Source organism: Rhodococcus sp. PvR044, from assembly GCF_040548995.1.
GTDB lineage: Bacteria > Actinomycetota > Actinomycetes > Mycobacteriales > Mycobacteriaceae > Rhodococcus_G > Rhodococcus_G oryzae.
Genome location: NZ_JBEPSX010000014.1, coordinates 57,692 through 71,961, shown reverse-complemented (window position 1 = coordinate 71,961; position 14,270 = coordinate 57,692). Strand labels below are relative to the sequence as shown.

Sequence of the window (14,270 nt, the reverse complement as noted above, 5' to 3'; positions counted from 1 at the left end):
TCGTGAAGGGAGAACCATGAGCGCAGGAAAGCCCATCGTGGTGGGTGTGGACGGATCGGAATCCTCGACGGCGGCGGTGGCATGGGCTGCACGCACCGCGGCGATGAGGAAGACACCGCTGGTCCTCGTGTCGGTGGTGCACGTCCCTGCGTACTACTACTCCGAGCCGTACCTCGCAAGGGGCTACGGAGACGACCTCATGAACGCGGGCCGCGCCCACCTGGACTCCGCTGCGGTGCTCGCCGCGCAGGCCGTGGACGGTCTCGCGTCCGTCGACATCAGCACGAAGCTGCACGAGGGGCAGATCGCGGACACGCTGCTGCAGTACTCGGACGGCGCGACCATGATCGTGCTCGGGTCGCGTGGTCTCGGGGAGTTCACCGGAGCGCTGATGGGGTCGGTCACCGTCGCGGTGTCCTCGCACTCGACGGCCCCGGTCGCGGTCGTCCGCGGCCGCACCCTCGACGGCAGGCCGCCGACCGAGGGCCCCGTCGTCGTCGGGGTCGACGGCTCGGCGGTGAGTGAGGCGGCCGTCGCGGTCGCGTTCGAGGAGGCCGCGGCCCGGCACGCCACGCTGGTCGCGGTGCACGTCTGGAGCGATGTGTCGGTCCAGCCCTCGCTGGGCGCGACCGCCGACGACCCGCACTGGAGCGGGATCCAGTCGTTCGAGGAGGCGGTGTTGTCCGAGCGGCTCGCCGGCTGGACCGAGCGCTACCCCGACGTCTCCGTGCAGCGGGTCGTGGCGAGGGATCGCCCGGTGCGGGTGCTCAGCGAGTACGCCGAGCGCGCGCAGTTGCTGGTGGTCGGCAGCCACGGCCGCGGCGGTTTCAAGGGCATGCTGCTCGGCTCGACCAGCAACGCGCTGATGCGCACCGCGGACTGCCCGGTGCTCATCGTCCGCCCGACGGACAAGGCCTAGCCGCCGGCCGCGGGCGGTCGGGGCTTCAGCCGAAGTCCGCCAGACCGCCCGCGCGCAGCTGGGCCCACGCGTCGGCGGGGTGCACCCCGCGACGGACGGCGTCGTTCTCGATGAGCACGCCGAGCAGCACCGAGTTCATGAACGCGAGACCCTCCGACTGGTGCTGGGTGGTCTTCGCCTCCGTCCACCGCATGATGTTGCCGCGCTTGGCGGCCGCGGCCATCTCCAGCACCGCATCGAACATCGCCGACGTCTCGCTCATCGCACGGACTCCTTCTCCTCGTCGCGGGCGGCCGCGCGCGCGAGCGCACGATCGCGGGCATCCTCGAATCGCTCCGCGTCGGCATGCAGGCCGACGAGGAACCGCTCCAGCCGTTCGCGTTGTTCCTCGCCCTCCGCGGTGAAGTCGTTGCGCTCGAAGATCTTCCAGGTGCGGAGCACGGGCATGACCACGTCGTCGAGGTGCTGGCGGAGGTCGTAGATGCCGCCCTTCGCGATCAGCACCGCATTGCGGCGGAAGCCCGGCATGCCGGATCCGGGCATCTGGAAGTTGGTCAGCACCTTGGTGATCGCGCGGATGGTCTGATCGGGGGACACGTCGAGGGCGGCCCCGCAGATGTTGCGATAGAACATCATGTGCAGGTTCTCGTCGGCCGCGACGCGGGCGAGCATGCGGTCCGCGATCGGGTCACCGCAGGCCTTGCCGGTGTTGCGGTGCGAGACCCGGGTCGCCAGCTCCTGGAATGTCACGTACGAAACCGAATCGAGCAGTCCTGCGTTCCCGCCTGGCGCGAATCCGTTGGTCATGTGGGCCATCCGGGCGTTCTCCAGCGCCACCGGGTCGACGCCCCTTGTGACCACCAGGTAGTCCCGCATGACGATCGAATGCTTGTTCTCCTCCGCCGTCCACCGGCCCACCCAGGTGCCCCAGGCCCCGTCGAGGGAGAAGTGCTCGGCGATCTCGCGGTGGTACGAGGGCAGGTTGTCCTCGGTGAGCAGGTTCGTGATCATCGCCGCCTTGGCGGTGTCGCTGAGGGTGGACTGGCCGGGGTCCCAGTCGATCCCACCCAGCGCGGCGAAGTTCCGCCCGTCGTCCCACGGCACGTAGTCGTGCGGGTGCCAGTCCTTGGTCATCGACAGGTGTCGATGCATGTTCTCCTCGGCCACGGCCTCCAATTCGTGCAGCAATTCGAGCTCGGTCAGTTCGCGGGTCACGGTCGATCCCCATTCGCAGTGCCGGTGGTCCGCGTCAAGGATTCCCGGGGCCGGGCGGACCGGGCTAGGGCCGAAGGTCCCCGATGTGCTGGGATCGGTGCCATGAGCATGCGGATCTTCCTGGTCGACGACCACGAGATCGTCCGCCGCGGGCTGGTGGACCTGCTCGCGGGTGTCCCCGACTTCACCGTCGTCGGCGAGGCGGCCTCGGTGGGTGAGGCGCTGGTGGCGGTGCCGAAGGCGGAGGTCGACGTCGCGGTCCTCGACGTGCGGTTGCCCGACGGCAGCGGCGTCGAGCTGTGCCGGGACCTGCGCTCGGCGCAGCCGGACCTGCGCTGCCTGATGCTCACCTCCTACTCGGACGACGAGGCGCTGTTCGACGCGGTGATGGCGGGTGCCTCGGGGTACCTGCTCAAGCAGATCCTCGGCACGGACCTGGTCGCGGCCATCCGGACGGTCGGGGCGGGCGTCTCCCTGATCGACGCCGACGCCACAGCGGCGGTGCTGGGCCGGATCCGCGCCCAACGCGATCAGGGCGCCGCGGTGTCCGGGCTGTCGGAGCAGGAGCGGGCCGTGTTCGAGCTCATCGGTGAGGGGCTGACGAACCGGGAGATCGGCGGGCGCCTGTTCCTGGCCGAGAAGACGGTGAAGAACTACGTGTCCAGGATTCTCGCGAAGCTCGGTATGCAGCGCCGGACCCAGGCCGCGGTGCTGGCCACCGAGCTGCGGGGCCGGCCGGGACGGGACCGCTAGCCCGCCGCGCCCATCGGTACCCGCCAGGTCAGGACGGTTCCGCCGCCGACGGCCGCGGTCACCTCACACCGACCGGCGCACGTGGCCGCGCGACGGTCCAGGTTGGCAAGTCCGCTGCGTGGCTCGTCGCCGGACATGCCGACCCCGTCATCGGTGATCGCGATCGTGAATTCTTTTGCCGCGGTGATGGATACGGCTATCGACGAGGCGCTCGCATGCCGTCGGGCGTTGCTCAGTCCCTCCCGCAGCACCGCCTCGGCGTGTGGGTGGACCGGCGCCGGGACCAGGGTGTCGATCGGCCCCGAGAACTGGACCGTGGGGGTGATCGCGGACTGCGGGGTGACCTCGCCGATCACATCGAGCAGCCGCCTGCGCAGGCTCGCAGGGGTGGCGGTGTCGCCGGTCTGTAGGTCGAAGATGGTGGTGCGGATCTCCCGCACGGTCCGGTCGAGCTGCTCGACCGACCTGGCCAGCACCTCGCCGTCGGGCGCGGGCAGGGCGATGCTCTGCAGGCTCATGCCGGTGGCGAACAGGCGCTGGATGACGTTGTCGTGCAGGTCTCTGGCGATGCGGTCGCGGTCGGCGAGCACGTCGAGCAGTCGTTGCTGACGCTGCCGGTGCGCGAACTCCAGCGCGACCGCGGCCAGGTCCGCCATCGAGGCCAGCCTGCTGAGCTCGTCGGGCTTCCAGGGGTGCGCGCCCGCTCCAAGGGCCACCACCAGCGCGCCCTCGATGTGCTGCGGCCCGGACACGGGGAGGACCGCCGCCGGGCCCGAGCCCGAGCCGGGCTCGGTGAGCTGGGCCCGGCCGGTCCGGAGCGCCTCCTCGACCGGCGAGCCCGCGAGGTCCGCCACCAGGTTGTCGCGCGGGTGGTCGGTGGTGGCCGCGACGATCGCCCTGCCGGACGAGGCATCGAGCAGCGTGACCGACTCCGCCGAGGTCAGCTCCCGGACCCGCCGCACCAGCAGGTCGAGGGTCTCCGGGACGGATCCGCCGATCAGCAGGCTCGAGTTGATTGCCGCCACCGCGCGCAGCCAGCGTTCCCTGGTGCGGGACTCCTCGAACAGCCGCGCGTTGTCGACGGCGAGCGCGGCGGACTCGGCGAGCACGGTGAGGATCACCTCGTCCTCGTCGGTGAACTCCGGCGCGTCCCGTTTCTCTGTGAGGTAGATGCTGCCGAACGCCCGGCCCCTGACGATGATCGGGACGCCGAGGAAGCTGCTCATCGGCGGGTGGTTCGGCGGGAACCCGACCGAGGCCGCGTGCCGGTCGAGTTCGCGGATGCGAACGGGCCGGGGGTCGTCGATGAGCAGTCCGAGTAGCCCACGGCCCTCGGGCAGATGTCCCATCGTCGCGCGTTCGCCCGCGTCGATCCCCTCGTAGACGAACTCCGACAGCCCGCCGCCGGGTGCCCGGACCCCGAGTGCGCCGTACCGGGCGCCGAGGAGCTGAGTGGCCGCCTGCACGATCCGCTGCAGGGTGGGGTCGAGCTCGAGCCCCGCCCCCACCACGAGGGTCGCGCGGAGCAGATCGCGCAGTTTCTCGGGCGACGTGACGACCTCACTCAGCCGTTCGTGGACGTCGCTGAGCAGGGCATTCAGGCCGTCGGCTGGAAGTTCGACCATGAGCGGCAGCGTAGTCGCTGTAACGGAAACAGACCGGTTCCGATGCTTTTGATAGCTAACCCTTCGGTAAAGGAGCCTCAATGAAGCAGCGATTCACCGTCCGCCGCCGGATTGCCGTGGCCCTCACGTCCGCAGCAGCCGCGACCGCTCTGTTCACCGGGACGGCCACCGCCGCACCCACAGCCCAGCCCGCCGACCCCGGCGCGGCCGCCTCCGGGCTGCGCGCCGCCGCCGCGGGCAACGCCGACGCGGAGGCGGCGATCGAGCGGCTCATCGCCTCGCCGCAGGACGTGGCGAAGGGGCTCGGCAAGCCCGTCCTCACCCTGCCAGGGCAGATCTTCCCGGTGCCCGCCTACTCCGACACCGGACAGGGCGGCGAGGTCCTCGGCCAGCTCTACGGCTCGGGGGTGGCCACCAACACGAACAACGAGTTCCGCTTCGGCTTCTTCGGCGGACCGGGGAACATCGCCGACAACCAGACGGGCGCCGAGCTGAACGTGGTCTGGTACAGCCTGGCCAACGGAACGAGCGGTATCACCCGGCTCGATCAGAACAACAAGGTCGTCCCCACCGTCATCTCCACCGCCCCGCTGAACGTCGGCAAGGGCATGGTCGTCGGCGCGGTCTACGGTTCGCTCTGGCACAAGGTCGGCCCGAAGCCGGAGGACGTCGTCAAGAGCACCATCTGGATGCCGAGCATGGGCATGGTGATGGGCTAGCAGCAGGTCCCGGGACTCTCCCTGGTGTCCCACCAGTGGGTCCACCGGTCCGCGAGGGACTCGAACTCCTCGGCGCCCCGGCCGTAGCCGCTCAGGATGATCTGGGCGCCGCCGCCGGGGCGCTGCTCGTTCTGCGGCTGGATCGCGAGGATCAGGAGCCCAGGGCCGAGGGCGTCGACGGTCAGCCCGAGCTGCTTGGGCGAGCGGAACCACACCGTGCCGCTGAGGGCATCGCCGGTCGCGACGAGGGCGGTGTACGCGGAGCCGGGCGGTCCGGTGATCCCCGCCACGCCCAGCAGTTCCATCGCGGTGGCCCCAGAGGTCGGGCCGTCGAGGTACAGGGTGTGCCGCTCGGCGAGATCGTGCCGCTCCAGCCCGAACTTCAGTTGCTGGAGGAACGTCGTCCACCCCTCGGTGACGTCCTCGTACCAGTCGTCCCACTCCGGGTGGGAACCCTTGGCGGGGCGGGTGATCCGTACGACGGTGCCCTCGACGGCGGGCCTCAGGGCAAACCGGTCGCCGCCCTGGAACGTCAGCGTCAACGCCTCGGCATCCGCGTCGGCGCCGTCGATGTAGATCTCGCGGATCTCGTCATCGAGGCCGCCTGGACCTTCGTACTCCCAGCCGTGCCAGCGCCGGATGAGGGCGGGATCGCGCAACGCCCGCCACACGCGTTCCGGCTCGGCCGCGATGGTGGTCTCGATGACGATCTCGGGTTCGGTCATGGTGTCGATTTTGCTGCATCGAGCGCGCCGGGACCAGGCCGAACCGACAGAAGATGTTGAAGATCAAATGATTTCGTGGACCGGCTGTGCGACCCGGACGATCGGGTCCCGTGCGATAGGTGTGCGATCGGCGAAACTCTGAAATAGGGTCGTGCCAGGCCGTCGGGTGAGTCGGCCGCCTGTCGGGGGTGTGGGCAGGCAGTTAGTGAGCACATGCGTACTGAAGGAAATGTGAGAACACTTCGATTCAGGGGGCGTTGCCGTGACCACCAGTTCTGTTCTGTCCGGAGCGCTCCTACGAGACCGGGATTCGAGGCTGGGCCGCTGAGGTGGCCGTCGTCGGCTTGTCGGCCGGCGCGTCGGCGCTAGCCCGGGACACCGCGGTGGATGCGGGTGATCTCGGTGCATGGCCGTTGCTCGCGAAGCTCACCGGTCCCGCTGACATCCGGGGCCTCGATCCCGATGAGGTCGCCGAGCTCTGCACGCAGATCCGGGACTTCCTGATCCAGAGGGTGTGCGCCACCGGCGGGCATCTCGGTGGGAACCTCGGGGTCGTCGAGCTGACGGTCGCCCTGCACCGGGCCTTCGACTCGCCGCGCGACGTCCTGATCTTCGACACCGGACACCAGACCTACGTCCACAAGATCCTGACCGGCCGCGGTGCCGACTTCGGCGGGCTGCGCCAGGCGGGCGGACTGTCCGGCTACCCGAGCCGGGGTGAGTCCCCGCACGACACGGTGGAGAACTCCCACGCGTCGACCGCGCTCTCCTACGCCGACGGACTGGCCAAGGCGTTCCAGCTGCGGGGCGAGGAGGGGCGCCGGGTCGTCGCGGTGATCGGGGACGGCGGGATGACCGGCGGACTCGCATGGGAAGGACTCAACAACCTGTCCGTCCCGGGATCGGGAAGGCCCGTGGTGGTGGTGCTCAACGACAACGGCCGCTCCTATGACGCCACGATCGGGGGCCTCGCGGCGCACCTGGCCGCGCTGCGGAGAACCCGCCCCGAGGACGCCTCCGCCGCCGGGCCGTCGCCTGCTCCCCGGTGGGTCGCGAACACCGTGTTCGAGCACCTCGGTCTCGCCTACATCGGGCCCGTCGACGGCCACGACGTCGCGGCCCTCGAGTCCGCGTTCGACCACGCCTGCTCGCTGGGTCGACCGGTCCTCGTGCACGTTGTCACGGCCAAGGGCAAAGGCTATGGTCCCGCGGAAACCGACGCCGCCGATCGGATGCACGGCATCGGGGTGCTCGACCCCGCGACGGGAGCCGCGGCGCCGGGGAAGCCGACGTGGACAGATGTTTCGGCGACGAGATCGTGCGGATCGGCGAGCGCCGTCCCGACGTGGTCTGCGTGACCGCTGCGATGACGAACCCGGTCGGCCTCGGCCCCTTCGCCCGGACGTTCCCCGATCGGGTCTTCGACGTGGGAATCGCCGAACAGCATGCCGTGTGCTCGGCCGCGGGCCTGGCGATGGGAGGACTGCACCCCGTGGTGTGCCTCTACGCCACCTTCCTCAACCGGGCCTTCGACCAGGTGCTGATGGACGTCGCGCTGCAGCGGCAGCCGGTCACCTTCGTGCTGGACCGGGCAGGCATCACCGGTCCCGACGGCGCCTCCCACCACGGCATGTGGGACACCGGGATCCTGAGCGTGGTGCCGGGGCTGCGCGTCGCGGCGCCGCGTGATCCCGCCTCCCTGCGCGAGCTCCTCGACGAGGCCGTCGCCGACGATGGTGGGCCGACGGTGATCCGCTATCCGAAAGCGACTGCGGGGAGCGATATCCCGGCGATCGCCCGGGTGGACGGTCTGGACATCGTGTACTCGTCCGGGACGACATCGCCGGAGGTGCTGCTGGTCGCCGCCGGAGCTATGGCCGGACCGTGCCTCGCCGCCGCGGCACTCCTGCACGGCTCCGGGATCGAAACCACGGTGGTGGATCCGCGCTGGATCACCCCGATCAGCCAGGCCCTGATCGAGCTGGCCGCGCGTCACCGCGTCGTCGTCACGGTCGAGGATGCCGCCCGCTCCGGGGGGGATGGGGGCACTTCTCGTGGAGGCCTGCGCCGACGTAGACGTGCCGACGCCCGTTCTGTCACTCGGCCTCCCGCGCGCCTTCATCGATCACGGCGGGCGCGGGGACCTGCTGGCCCAGCACGGGCTCACGGCGGAGCGGATCGCGGCCGCCGCGGCGCGACTGCTCGCCCGGCCCTCGGCCGAGGCGGGTGATCCCGCGCATGAGTGAGCGCACCGAACTGCGGTCCAGGGACGAGGAGCTGGCGATCTTCGACGACGCGGGCCGCGAGATCGGTACCGCGCCCAGGTCAAAGGTGTTCGCGGAAGGACTGTGGCTGGCCAGCGCGGGGTCCTGCTGAGGTCCCTCGACGGCAGGTGGATCTACGTGCACCGCCGCTCGCACAGCAAGGAGGTGTTCGCGGGATTGCACGACTGCATCGCGGGCGGTGGGGTCGACCCGGGGGAGAGTCCCGAGCGGACCGCCCGCCGCGAGCTGGGGGAGGAGCTTGGGGTCACCGGCGTCAGGCTGTCGCCGATGGCGCGCATCTCCTGGGACGGGAGCTGGGCGGGGCGACCGCTGCGGTGCCACCTCCACGCGTACGAGGGGCAGTACGACGGGCCGATTCGGCATCAGGACAAGGAGATTGCCGACGGCGGGTGGTGGACCGAGGCGAGCCTGCGGCGACGCCTCGCGGACCCGGCGTGGCCGTTCGCGCCGCACAGCCGGGCCCTGCTCGGTGCCTCGCTCGGGTGGGCGATGGGTCGCTAGGTCAGCTCAGAAGCCGAACAGGTCGGCGGCGGCCTCGACCGCAAGCGGAGCAGCCGCGCTCTTGTCAGGGGCGAGGTCGTGGCCGGTGCCATCGACCAGCACCAGTCGCGTCGGCGTCGGCACCAGCTCGAGGGCGGCGCGCATCTCCTCCGGGGTCCCGAACGGGTCCCGGGTGCCGTGCACGAAAACGCACGGAACGCGCAGGTCCGGCAGGTGGGCGGTCCTCGCCTTCTCCGGCTTTCCCGGCGGGTGCAGCGGATACGAGAACAGCATCAGTCCGTCGCAGGATTCGGGATGCTCCGCCGCCAACATCGTGGACTGCCGGCCACCGTAGGAGTGTCCGCCGAGAATGATTGGGCCCGAGCAGAGTTCGCGCACCGCGGCCGCGGCTGCCGCGATGCCCTCGCGATCGCCGCCCGCGGTGGACGGGCTCGGCGGTCCTTTCGGCCTGCGCTGGCGGAACGGCAGGTCGTAGCGGAGCACGAGCAGTCCGTGCCCCGCGAATTCCGTTGCCGCCCGCTGCAGCATCTTGGCGTCGCGGTTACCACCTGCGCCGTGTGCGAGCAGAAGGGCACCGACCGGATCCCCGGCGGGCCGATGGAGAACGCCGCTCACGCCCTCGCGTTCGAACAGATCGGTCATGACCTCGACGCTATCGCGTACCGGACCAGAGTGTTTAGGAGCCCGAACCAACGCTGACATCCGTACCCCATCGGAGGACGATGAAACGGACCGGTCTCGCTTCTGACCTCCCGGAGACCTGTCACGACAGCTCCCGCGGGTTTCCGACGGAAGGTGGGGTGGCCGAGATGGTCGAAGCTGCGGCAGGCGCGGTGGACGCCGAGAGTTCTGTCGAGAGTGGTGGCTACCACCAGGAACTGAAGCGGACGCTCGGTTCCTTTCAGGTGTTCGCTATCTCGTTCGCCTTCATCTCGGTGGCGGTCGGCATCTTCGGGACCTACGACGACGTGCTGCAGAATTCGGGGCCGGTCGGGATCTGGCTCTGGGTGCTGGCGGTGGTCGGGCAGATCCTGGTGGCCTTGGTGTATGCGCAGTTCGCGGCCCGAATCCCGCTCAGTGGCTCCACCTATCAATGGGCCTCCCGCCTGGCCAACCCGAAGATCGGCTGGGGGTTCGGGTGGCTGACCGTCTGCTATCTGTCGTTCGGTGTCGTGGCCACCGACAATGCCCTTGCCAGCCAGGCCTTCATGCCGCTCTTCGGCATGGCGCCGGACGAAGACACCGCGCGCGTGATCACGCTGGTGATGATGCTCATCCAGGCATTGCTCGTCGTGTTCTCGACGCGAATCGTCGCCATGATCAACGCGAGCGCGGTGGGGCTCGAGCTGGTGATCGTCGTGGTGCTGGCGATTGCGCTCATCGTCGCCGTCCTGATCACGGGCGACGGCGGGGCGAGCAACCTCACCTCGCGCGGAGTCACCGAGAACGCACCCGACTATTTCGCTGTCGGCGGCGGGTTGATGGCCGCGATGATCATGGGCCTGGCCACGCTCGTCGGCTTCGATGCCGCGGCGAACCTGGCCGAGGAGGCCAAGGACCCGTTTCGTAGCGTCCCGCGCGCGATCGTGGGATCGGTCGTGGCAGCGGGGGCGCTGGGATTGGTGTTCGTGATCGCACTCACCGTCGCGATCGACGACATCCCCCGGATCAGCAGGAGCGAGTCGCCGGTCGCCGCGATCATGCGCGATCAGCTCGGTCCCGTGGTGGAGCGAACACTCCTGGTCGCGATCATGTTCGCCTTCTTCGCCGCCGGGATGGTGACGATGGCCGCGTGTTCGCGGATCGTCTTCGCGATGGCGCGCGACTCCCGGTTCCCCGCGTACCGGCAGATGCGGCGAATCAACCCGCGGACGAAGACTCCGGTCCAGGCGACGATCCTGATCCTCGTCATCGGGGTCGTCCTGATGGTCGCGCTGCCGGGCGATGCGCTGCTGAAGCTGATCGTGGCGGGGACGCTCCTCACGGCCATCGTCTACACGGCGACGGTTGTCCTCTACCTTGCGGTGCGCAGGCGGTTGGACCGCAAGGAGGGCGGATTCAACCTCGGGCGGTTCGAACTACCCGTCGCGGTCGGGGCGCTGGTGTGGATGGCTGTCGTGCTGTTCGTGCTGATATCCCCGGGGGAGGCGTTCGTCCCCGTCCTGATCGTGGGGGGCCTGCTCGTCCTGGGCGGGCTGTTCTTCCTCGCCATGTGGTTCTTCGACCGCGAGGTGCTCGAGACCGAGCCGGGGGACATCAGCGTCTACGAGCATTGACCGGAGGTGACCGAGTGGGTGCTATCGCCAGGCTGACGGGTGAGGTGGTGCGTCCGGGCGATCCGGGCTACGAGGCGGCGCGGATCGGCTGGAATCACCTGTACTCCCGCTATCCCGAGGCGATCGTGTTCTGCTGCGACGCGCACGAGGTGGCCAATGCGGTCGAGTGGGCCAGGGAGGAGGGTATCGCCCTGCGCGCCCGCAGCGGGCGCCACAGCCTCGAGGGATGGTCCTCGCTCGACGGCGGCCTGGTCGTCGACGTCAGCCGGATGAAGGACGTCGAGATCGACGAGGCCGCGCGCACGGCGACCGTCGGGACGGGGCTCACCCAGGCGGAGGCGGTCGCGGCGCTCGGGCAGCGAGGGTATGTCATCCCGACCGGCTCCGAGGGCGGTGTCGGCCTCGGCGGCGTGATCCTCGGCGGCGGCTTCGGATTGCTCACCCGCAGAATGGGAATGGCCAGCGACAGCCTGCTCGCCGCCGAGATCGTGGTGGCCGACGGCGCGCGCTCGGCGAAGATTGTCGAGGCCACCGCGAGCACCAATTCCGACCTGCTCTGGGCGTGCCGCGGCGGGGGTGGCGGCAACTTCGGGATCGCCACGTCCTACACGTTGAGGCTGCGCGAGCTGTCCGATGTCACCTTCCTGATCGCCAGGTGGACCGGGCACGGCGAGCTGGGCGCGCTGCTGCGCACGTGGCAGCGGGACGCGCCGGTCGCCGACGAGCGGCTGACCAGCGCGCTCGAGGTGGATTCCACCGCGATCGAGCTCTCCGCGTTGCTCTACGACGGCTCGCGCCGGGAGCTGACCGACCAGCTGAGCTCGCTGCTGACGATCGGCGACCCCGAGGTGACCGTCATGGAGGACGCGTGGCCCGCGGTGTACGGCAGCGTCGACCGGGGTCCGGACGACGTGCCCAACTGGAAGTTCTACTCCCACTTCGTCACCCGTCCGTTCCCCGACGAGGCGATCGATCTGGTCATCCGTTACATGGCCGACACCCCCAGCGCGCCGAGCAATTTCTTCTGCTCGAGCTTCGGTGGTGCCGTGCGGCACGCCCCGGCGGGCGGGTCGGCGTTCCCGCACCGCGACGCATTGTTCTACTGCGAGCCGGGCGCGGCCTGGCACGATCCCGAGCTGAACTCGAAGGCACTGGGCTGGGCGGCCGGCTTCTGGCGCGCGCTGCGCCCGTACAGCGACGGCGCATACGTCAACGTGCCCAACGCCGCCGCATCGGACTGGGAGCGCGACTACTACGGGCCCAACCGCGACCGCCTGCGGCAGATCAAGGCCGCCTATGACCCGGAGAACGTGTTCCGCTTCGAGCAGAGCGTGCCCCCCGCGCCCTGCTGAGGACGGACCTCCACGACCTCGACCGGCTCGAGCGGGAACGGGGGAGCACCGACTCCGGTGATCCGGTAGTTGCCCCATGGGTCCTGTTCGTCCAGCGTCGCGGCCGTCTCGGGTCCGCCGGGGATGGTGAGGTGCATCGCGGATCGGCCCCGCTGCTTGAGCTCGGTCAGTCCGTCGCCCGCGATCCGGCCGTACCAGTGGTAGTTCCCGTCAAGGGGTTCGAAATGGCCGCTCAGATGCACCTGCACCGACAGGGTGACCTCGTCGGTCGTCAGCGCCGCAGACCCGGCGTAGGCGTCGTCCTCCTCGCGTTCGTCGATATTGCTGAGTTCGAAGGCGCTCCGCTGGGGTCCGCGCGCGGCCGCCGGTCTCGGCCTCCACAGCGACCGGGCGGGCGTGCGGTGGAGGATCCGGTTGAACTCGCGCTGGGCCCCCGCGCGCACCTCGATCCGGGTCGCCTCCTCGGCCGTCATCATCGTCAGGCAGGTGCGGATGTGACCGCCCTCGTCCGCGGCGTGCGTGCCGGTGACGAGGAAGAGGTTGGGGAAGCCGGTGTGCGCAATGCCGAGATAGGCCGCCTGCTCACCGCGCAGGGCGTCCTCGAGGCTCGCCCCGCCCCGGCCGGCGATCGGGGCTGTGGTCCCTGGACCGGCCACCAGGATCCGCGGGCGATGGACCTCGCCCGACTCGGTCCGCACCCGCCACCGGTCGGTCGCCTCGTCGAAGTCGCAGGAGACCGGCTCCGGCAGGCCGGACAGGTCGAGGACGACGTGGCCGTGTCGCCCGGAGTCCTCGAGCGTGCGTGCGATGCCCCGTCCCGCGGATCCGGCGCCGACGATCAGGACCCCGGTCTCGGGCATCACAGGAAACCGCCGCGCCGCCACATCGCCCGGGAACTCGCCCGCATCAGGCCGTTCTCCTCCAGGAACGCGGCCAGCGATTCGAAGCCGCGGCGCTGGTTCTCCCGGAAGTAGGGGTTCACCAGCGCCTGCCTGCGGGCCTCCTTGGGGTCGAGCCCAGCCCGCGAGTACATCACCGGGTTGGTGAACAACCGCTGGAACAGCGGACCGCCGATGCCCTGCACCGTGCCGACCCACAGCTGCTCGATCCGATGACTCTGCGCCACCCGGCGGCGCACGCCCTCGCGGGCGAAGCGGATGTGCCGCGATTCCTCGGTGACGTGAATCTTCATCAGTCGCGAGATCATCGGCTGCAGTTGCGGGTCGTCGAGTACGCGGCGCTGGGTTGCGTCGAAGATCTCCTCGCCGATCAGGGCGGCCACCCACAGCATGGTGCCGCGGAACGTCTTGGGCAGGAGGTTCACCACCAGGGCCTGGTGTCGTCGGAGCTGATACGGCTTGGCGCCCATCCGCTCGATCGCCCGGCCGAACATGGTCATGTGCCTGCACTCGTCGCCCATCTCGGTGAGCACGTACCGGGTGTGCAGCGAGGCCGGGTCGTTGTGCAGCAACGCCCGCAGCAGGGCCTGGTTGAGGATGTTCTCGAACCAGATTCCGACGCTGAGGATGTTCGCGGATTCTTGCCGGGAGAGCTCGATCCGCTGCGCCTCGGTCATCGATTCCCACAGTGGCGTCCCGTACAGGGACAGCACGTGCGGGGGCAGGAAGTACTTGTCCTCCTCGAGCGGTGCGTCCCAGTCGATGTCCACGACGGGTGCGTAGGAGCGCTTGACCGAGCCCTTGAGCAGTCGATCCGCGACCGTCTCCCGGTCGAGCGGTGTGGCGGCCTGCGACATGGCTGTCCTCCGTGACTGATCACTGTGTGGTGCCGGGGATTTCGCGTGCATGTTTCCGTTCTCTGTAAAAACGTAAACCGCTCGACGGGTGAGGTCAATAGATACCTGTGAACCGAATTAACATTCTTTTGGGGTTCCGGGCGT

12 protein-coding genes and 2 pseudogenes are annotated in these 14,270 nt (G+C 69.7%); 7 read left to right on the top strand and 7 right to left on the bottom strand.

The window, feature by feature from the left end; all coding sequences use genetic code 11:
• The first annotated feature begins 16 nt into the window (after positions 1-16).
• On the top strand, positions 17-919 hold the full coding sequence (locus ABIC28_RS24525; protein ID WP_097213937.1) for a universal stress protein: 903 nt from the start codon (positions 17-19) through the stop codon (positions 917-919).
• Positions 920-944: 25 nt separating this feature from the next.
• On the opposite strand, the gene ABIC28_RS24520 is transcribed toward ABIC28_RS24525, so the two are convergent.
• Together ABIC28_RS24520 and ABIC28_RS24515 are read right to left on the bottom strand one after the other, a co-directional pair.
• Complete coding sequence (locus ABIC28_RS24520) at positions 945-1,181, bottom strand: hypothetical protein (RefSeq protein WP_097213938.1); 237 nt, start codon at positions 1,179-1,181, stop codon at positions 945-947.
• Complete coding sequence (locus ABIC28_RS24515; protein ID WP_269588952.1) at positions 1,178-2,134, bottom strand: acyl-ACP desaturase; 957 nt, start codon at positions 2,132-2,134, stop codon at positions 1,178-1,180. Before ABIC28_RS24515 ends, ABIC28_RS24520 begins: the two co-directional genes overlap by 4 nt.
• A gap of 102 nt (positions 2,135-2,236) precedes the next feature.
• On the opposite strand from ABIC28_RS24515, the gene ABIC28_RS24510 reads away from it, so the two are divergent.
• Positions 2,237-2,887, top strand: coding sequence for a response regulator (locus ABIC28_RS24510; protein WP_097213940.1), 651 nt, complete (start codon positions 2,237-2,239; stop codon positions 2,885-2,887).
• Here ABIC28_RS24510 and ABIC28_RS24505 read toward each other — a convergent pair.
• Positions 2,884-4,512 (bottom strand): sensor histidine kinase, encoded by a 1,629-nt coding sequence (locus ABIC28_RS24505; RefSeq protein WP_209927452.1) that lies wholly within the window; start codon positions 4,510-4,512, stop codon positions 2,884-2,886. The genes ABIC28_RS24510 and ABIC28_RS24505 overlap by 4 nt on opposite strands.
• 80 nt (positions 4,513-4,592) lie before the next feature.
• Between ABIC28_RS24505 and ABIC28_RS24500 the strand changes: the two genes are divergently transcribed.
• Complete coding sequence (locus tag ABIC28_RS24500) at positions 4,593-5,231, top strand: Tat pathway signal protein (RefSeq protein ID WP_097213942.1); 639 nt, start codon at positions 4,593-4,595, stop codon at positions 5,229-5,231.
• On the opposite strand, the gene ABIC28_RS24495 is transcribed toward ABIC28_RS24500, so the two are convergent.
• On the bottom strand, positions 5,228-5,956 hold the full coding sequence (locus ABIC28_RS24495) for an SRPBCC family protein (RefSeq protein ID WP_097213943.1): 729 nt from the start codon (positions 5,954-5,956) through the stop codon (positions 5,228-5,230). The genes ABIC28_RS24500 and ABIC28_RS24495 overlap by 4 nt on opposite strands.
• 413 nt (positions 5,957-6,369) lie before the next feature.
• Here ABIC28_RS24495 and ABIC28_RS24490 point away from each other — a divergent pair.
• Together ABIC28_RS24490 and ABIC28_RS24485 are read left to right on the top strand one after the other, a co-directional pair.
• Positions 6,370-8,202 (top strand): annotated as a pseudogene (locus ABIC28_RS24490) (1-deoxy-D-xylulose-5-phosphate synthase).
• Positions 8,195-8,742 (top strand): annotated as a pseudogene (locus tag ABIC28_RS24485) (NUDIX hydrolase). The pseudogenes ABIC28_RS24490 and ABIC28_RS24485 overlap by 8 nt, the downstream one beginning before the upstream one ends.
• A 6-nt stretch (positions 8,743-8,748) precedes the next feature.
• Here the strand turns inward: ABIC28_RS24485 and ABIC28_RS24480 are convergent.
• Positions 8,749-9,384 carry an alpha/beta hydrolase family protein gene (locus ABIC28_RS24480; protein ID WP_354581267.1) on the bottom strand — a complete coding sequence of 212 codons (636 nt, stop codon included), beginning with the start codon at positions 9,382-9,384 and terminating at the stop codon, positions 8,749-8,751.
• 167 nt (positions 9,385-9,551) lie between these two features.
• On the opposite strand from ABIC28_RS24480, the gene ABIC28_RS24475 reads away from it, so the two are divergent.
• Entirely contained in the window at positions 9,552-11,018 is a 1,467-nt protein-coding gene (locus ABIC28_RS24475; protein WP_097214002.1) for an APC family permease, read from the top strand.
• Between the two features lie 14 nt (positions 11,019-11,032).
• Positions 11,033-12,370 carry an FAD-binding oxidoreductase gene (locus ABIC28_RS24470; protein WP_354581265.1) on the top strand — a complete coding sequence of 446 codons (1,338 nt, stop codon included), beginning with the start codon at positions 11,033-11,035 and terminating at the stop codon, positions 12,368-12,370.
• On the opposite strand, the gene ABIC28_RS24465 is transcribed toward ABIC28_RS24470, so the two are convergent.
• Positions 12,313-13,230 carry a DUF4873 domain-containing protein gene (locus ABIC28_RS24465; protein WP_354581263.1) on the bottom strand — a complete coding sequence of 306 codons (918 nt, stop codon included), beginning with the start codon at positions 13,228-13,230 and terminating at the stop codon, positions 12,313-12,315. The genes ABIC28_RS24470 and ABIC28_RS24465 overlap by 58 nt on opposite strands.
• Positions 13,230-14,126: an AurF N-oxygenase family protein gene (locus ABIC28_RS24460; RefSeq protein WP_097213947.1), complete on the bottom strand. Its 897-nt coding sequence runs from the start codon at positions 14,124-14,126 to the stop codon at positions 13,230-13,232. The genes ABIC28_RS24465 and ABIC28_RS24460 overlap by 1 nt, the downstream gene beginning before the upstream one ends.
• Positions 14,127-14,270 lie beyond the last annotated feature (144 nt).

What these genes read in the sequence shown, in the direction of transcription:
- ABIC28_RS24525 (WP_097213937.1), top strand. Translation starts at nt 17, where the DNA reads ATGAGCGCAGGAAAGCCCATCGTGGTGGGTGTGGACGGATCGGAATCC.
- ABIC28_RS24520 (WP_097213938.1), bottom strand. Translation starts at nt 1,181, where the DNA reads ATGAGCGAGACGTCGGCGATGTTCGATGCGGTGCTGGAGATGGCCGCG.
- ABIC28_RS24510 (WP_097213940.1), top strand. Translation starts at nt 2,237, where the DNA reads ATGAGCATGCGGATCTTCCTGGTCGACGACCACGAGATCGTCCGCCGC.
- ABIC28_RS24505 (WP_209927452.1), bottom strand. Translation starts at nt 4,512, where the DNA reads ATGGTCGAACTTCCAGCCGACGGCCTGAATGCCCTGCTCAGCGACGTC.
- ABIC28_RS24500 (WP_097213942.1), top strand. Translation starts at nt 4,593, where the DNA reads ATGAAGCAGCGATTCACCGTCCGCCGCCGGATTGCCGTGGCCCTCACG.
- ABIC28_RS24495 (WP_097213943.1), bottom strand. Translation starts at nt 5,956, where the DNA reads ATGACCGAACCCGAGATCGTCATCGAGACCACCATCGCGGCCGAGCCG.
- ABIC28_RS24480 (WP_354581267.1), bottom strand. Translation starts at nt 9,384, where the DNA reads ATGACCGATCTGTTCGAACGCGAGGGCGTGAGCGGCGTTCTCCATCGG.
- ABIC28_RS24475 (WP_097214002.1), top strand. Translation starts at nt 9,552, where the DNA reads ATGGTCGAAGCTGCGGCAGGCGCGGTGGACGCCGAGAGTTCTGTCGAG.
- ABIC28_RS24465 (WP_354581263.1), bottom strand. Translation starts at nt 13,230, where the DNA reads ATGCCCGAGACCGGGGTCCTGATCGTCGGCGCCGGATCCGCGGGACGG.
- ABIC28_RS24460 (WP_097213947.1), bottom strand. Translation starts at nt 14,126, where the DNA reads ATGTCGCAGGCCGCCACACCGCTCGACCGGGAGACGGTCGCGGATCGA.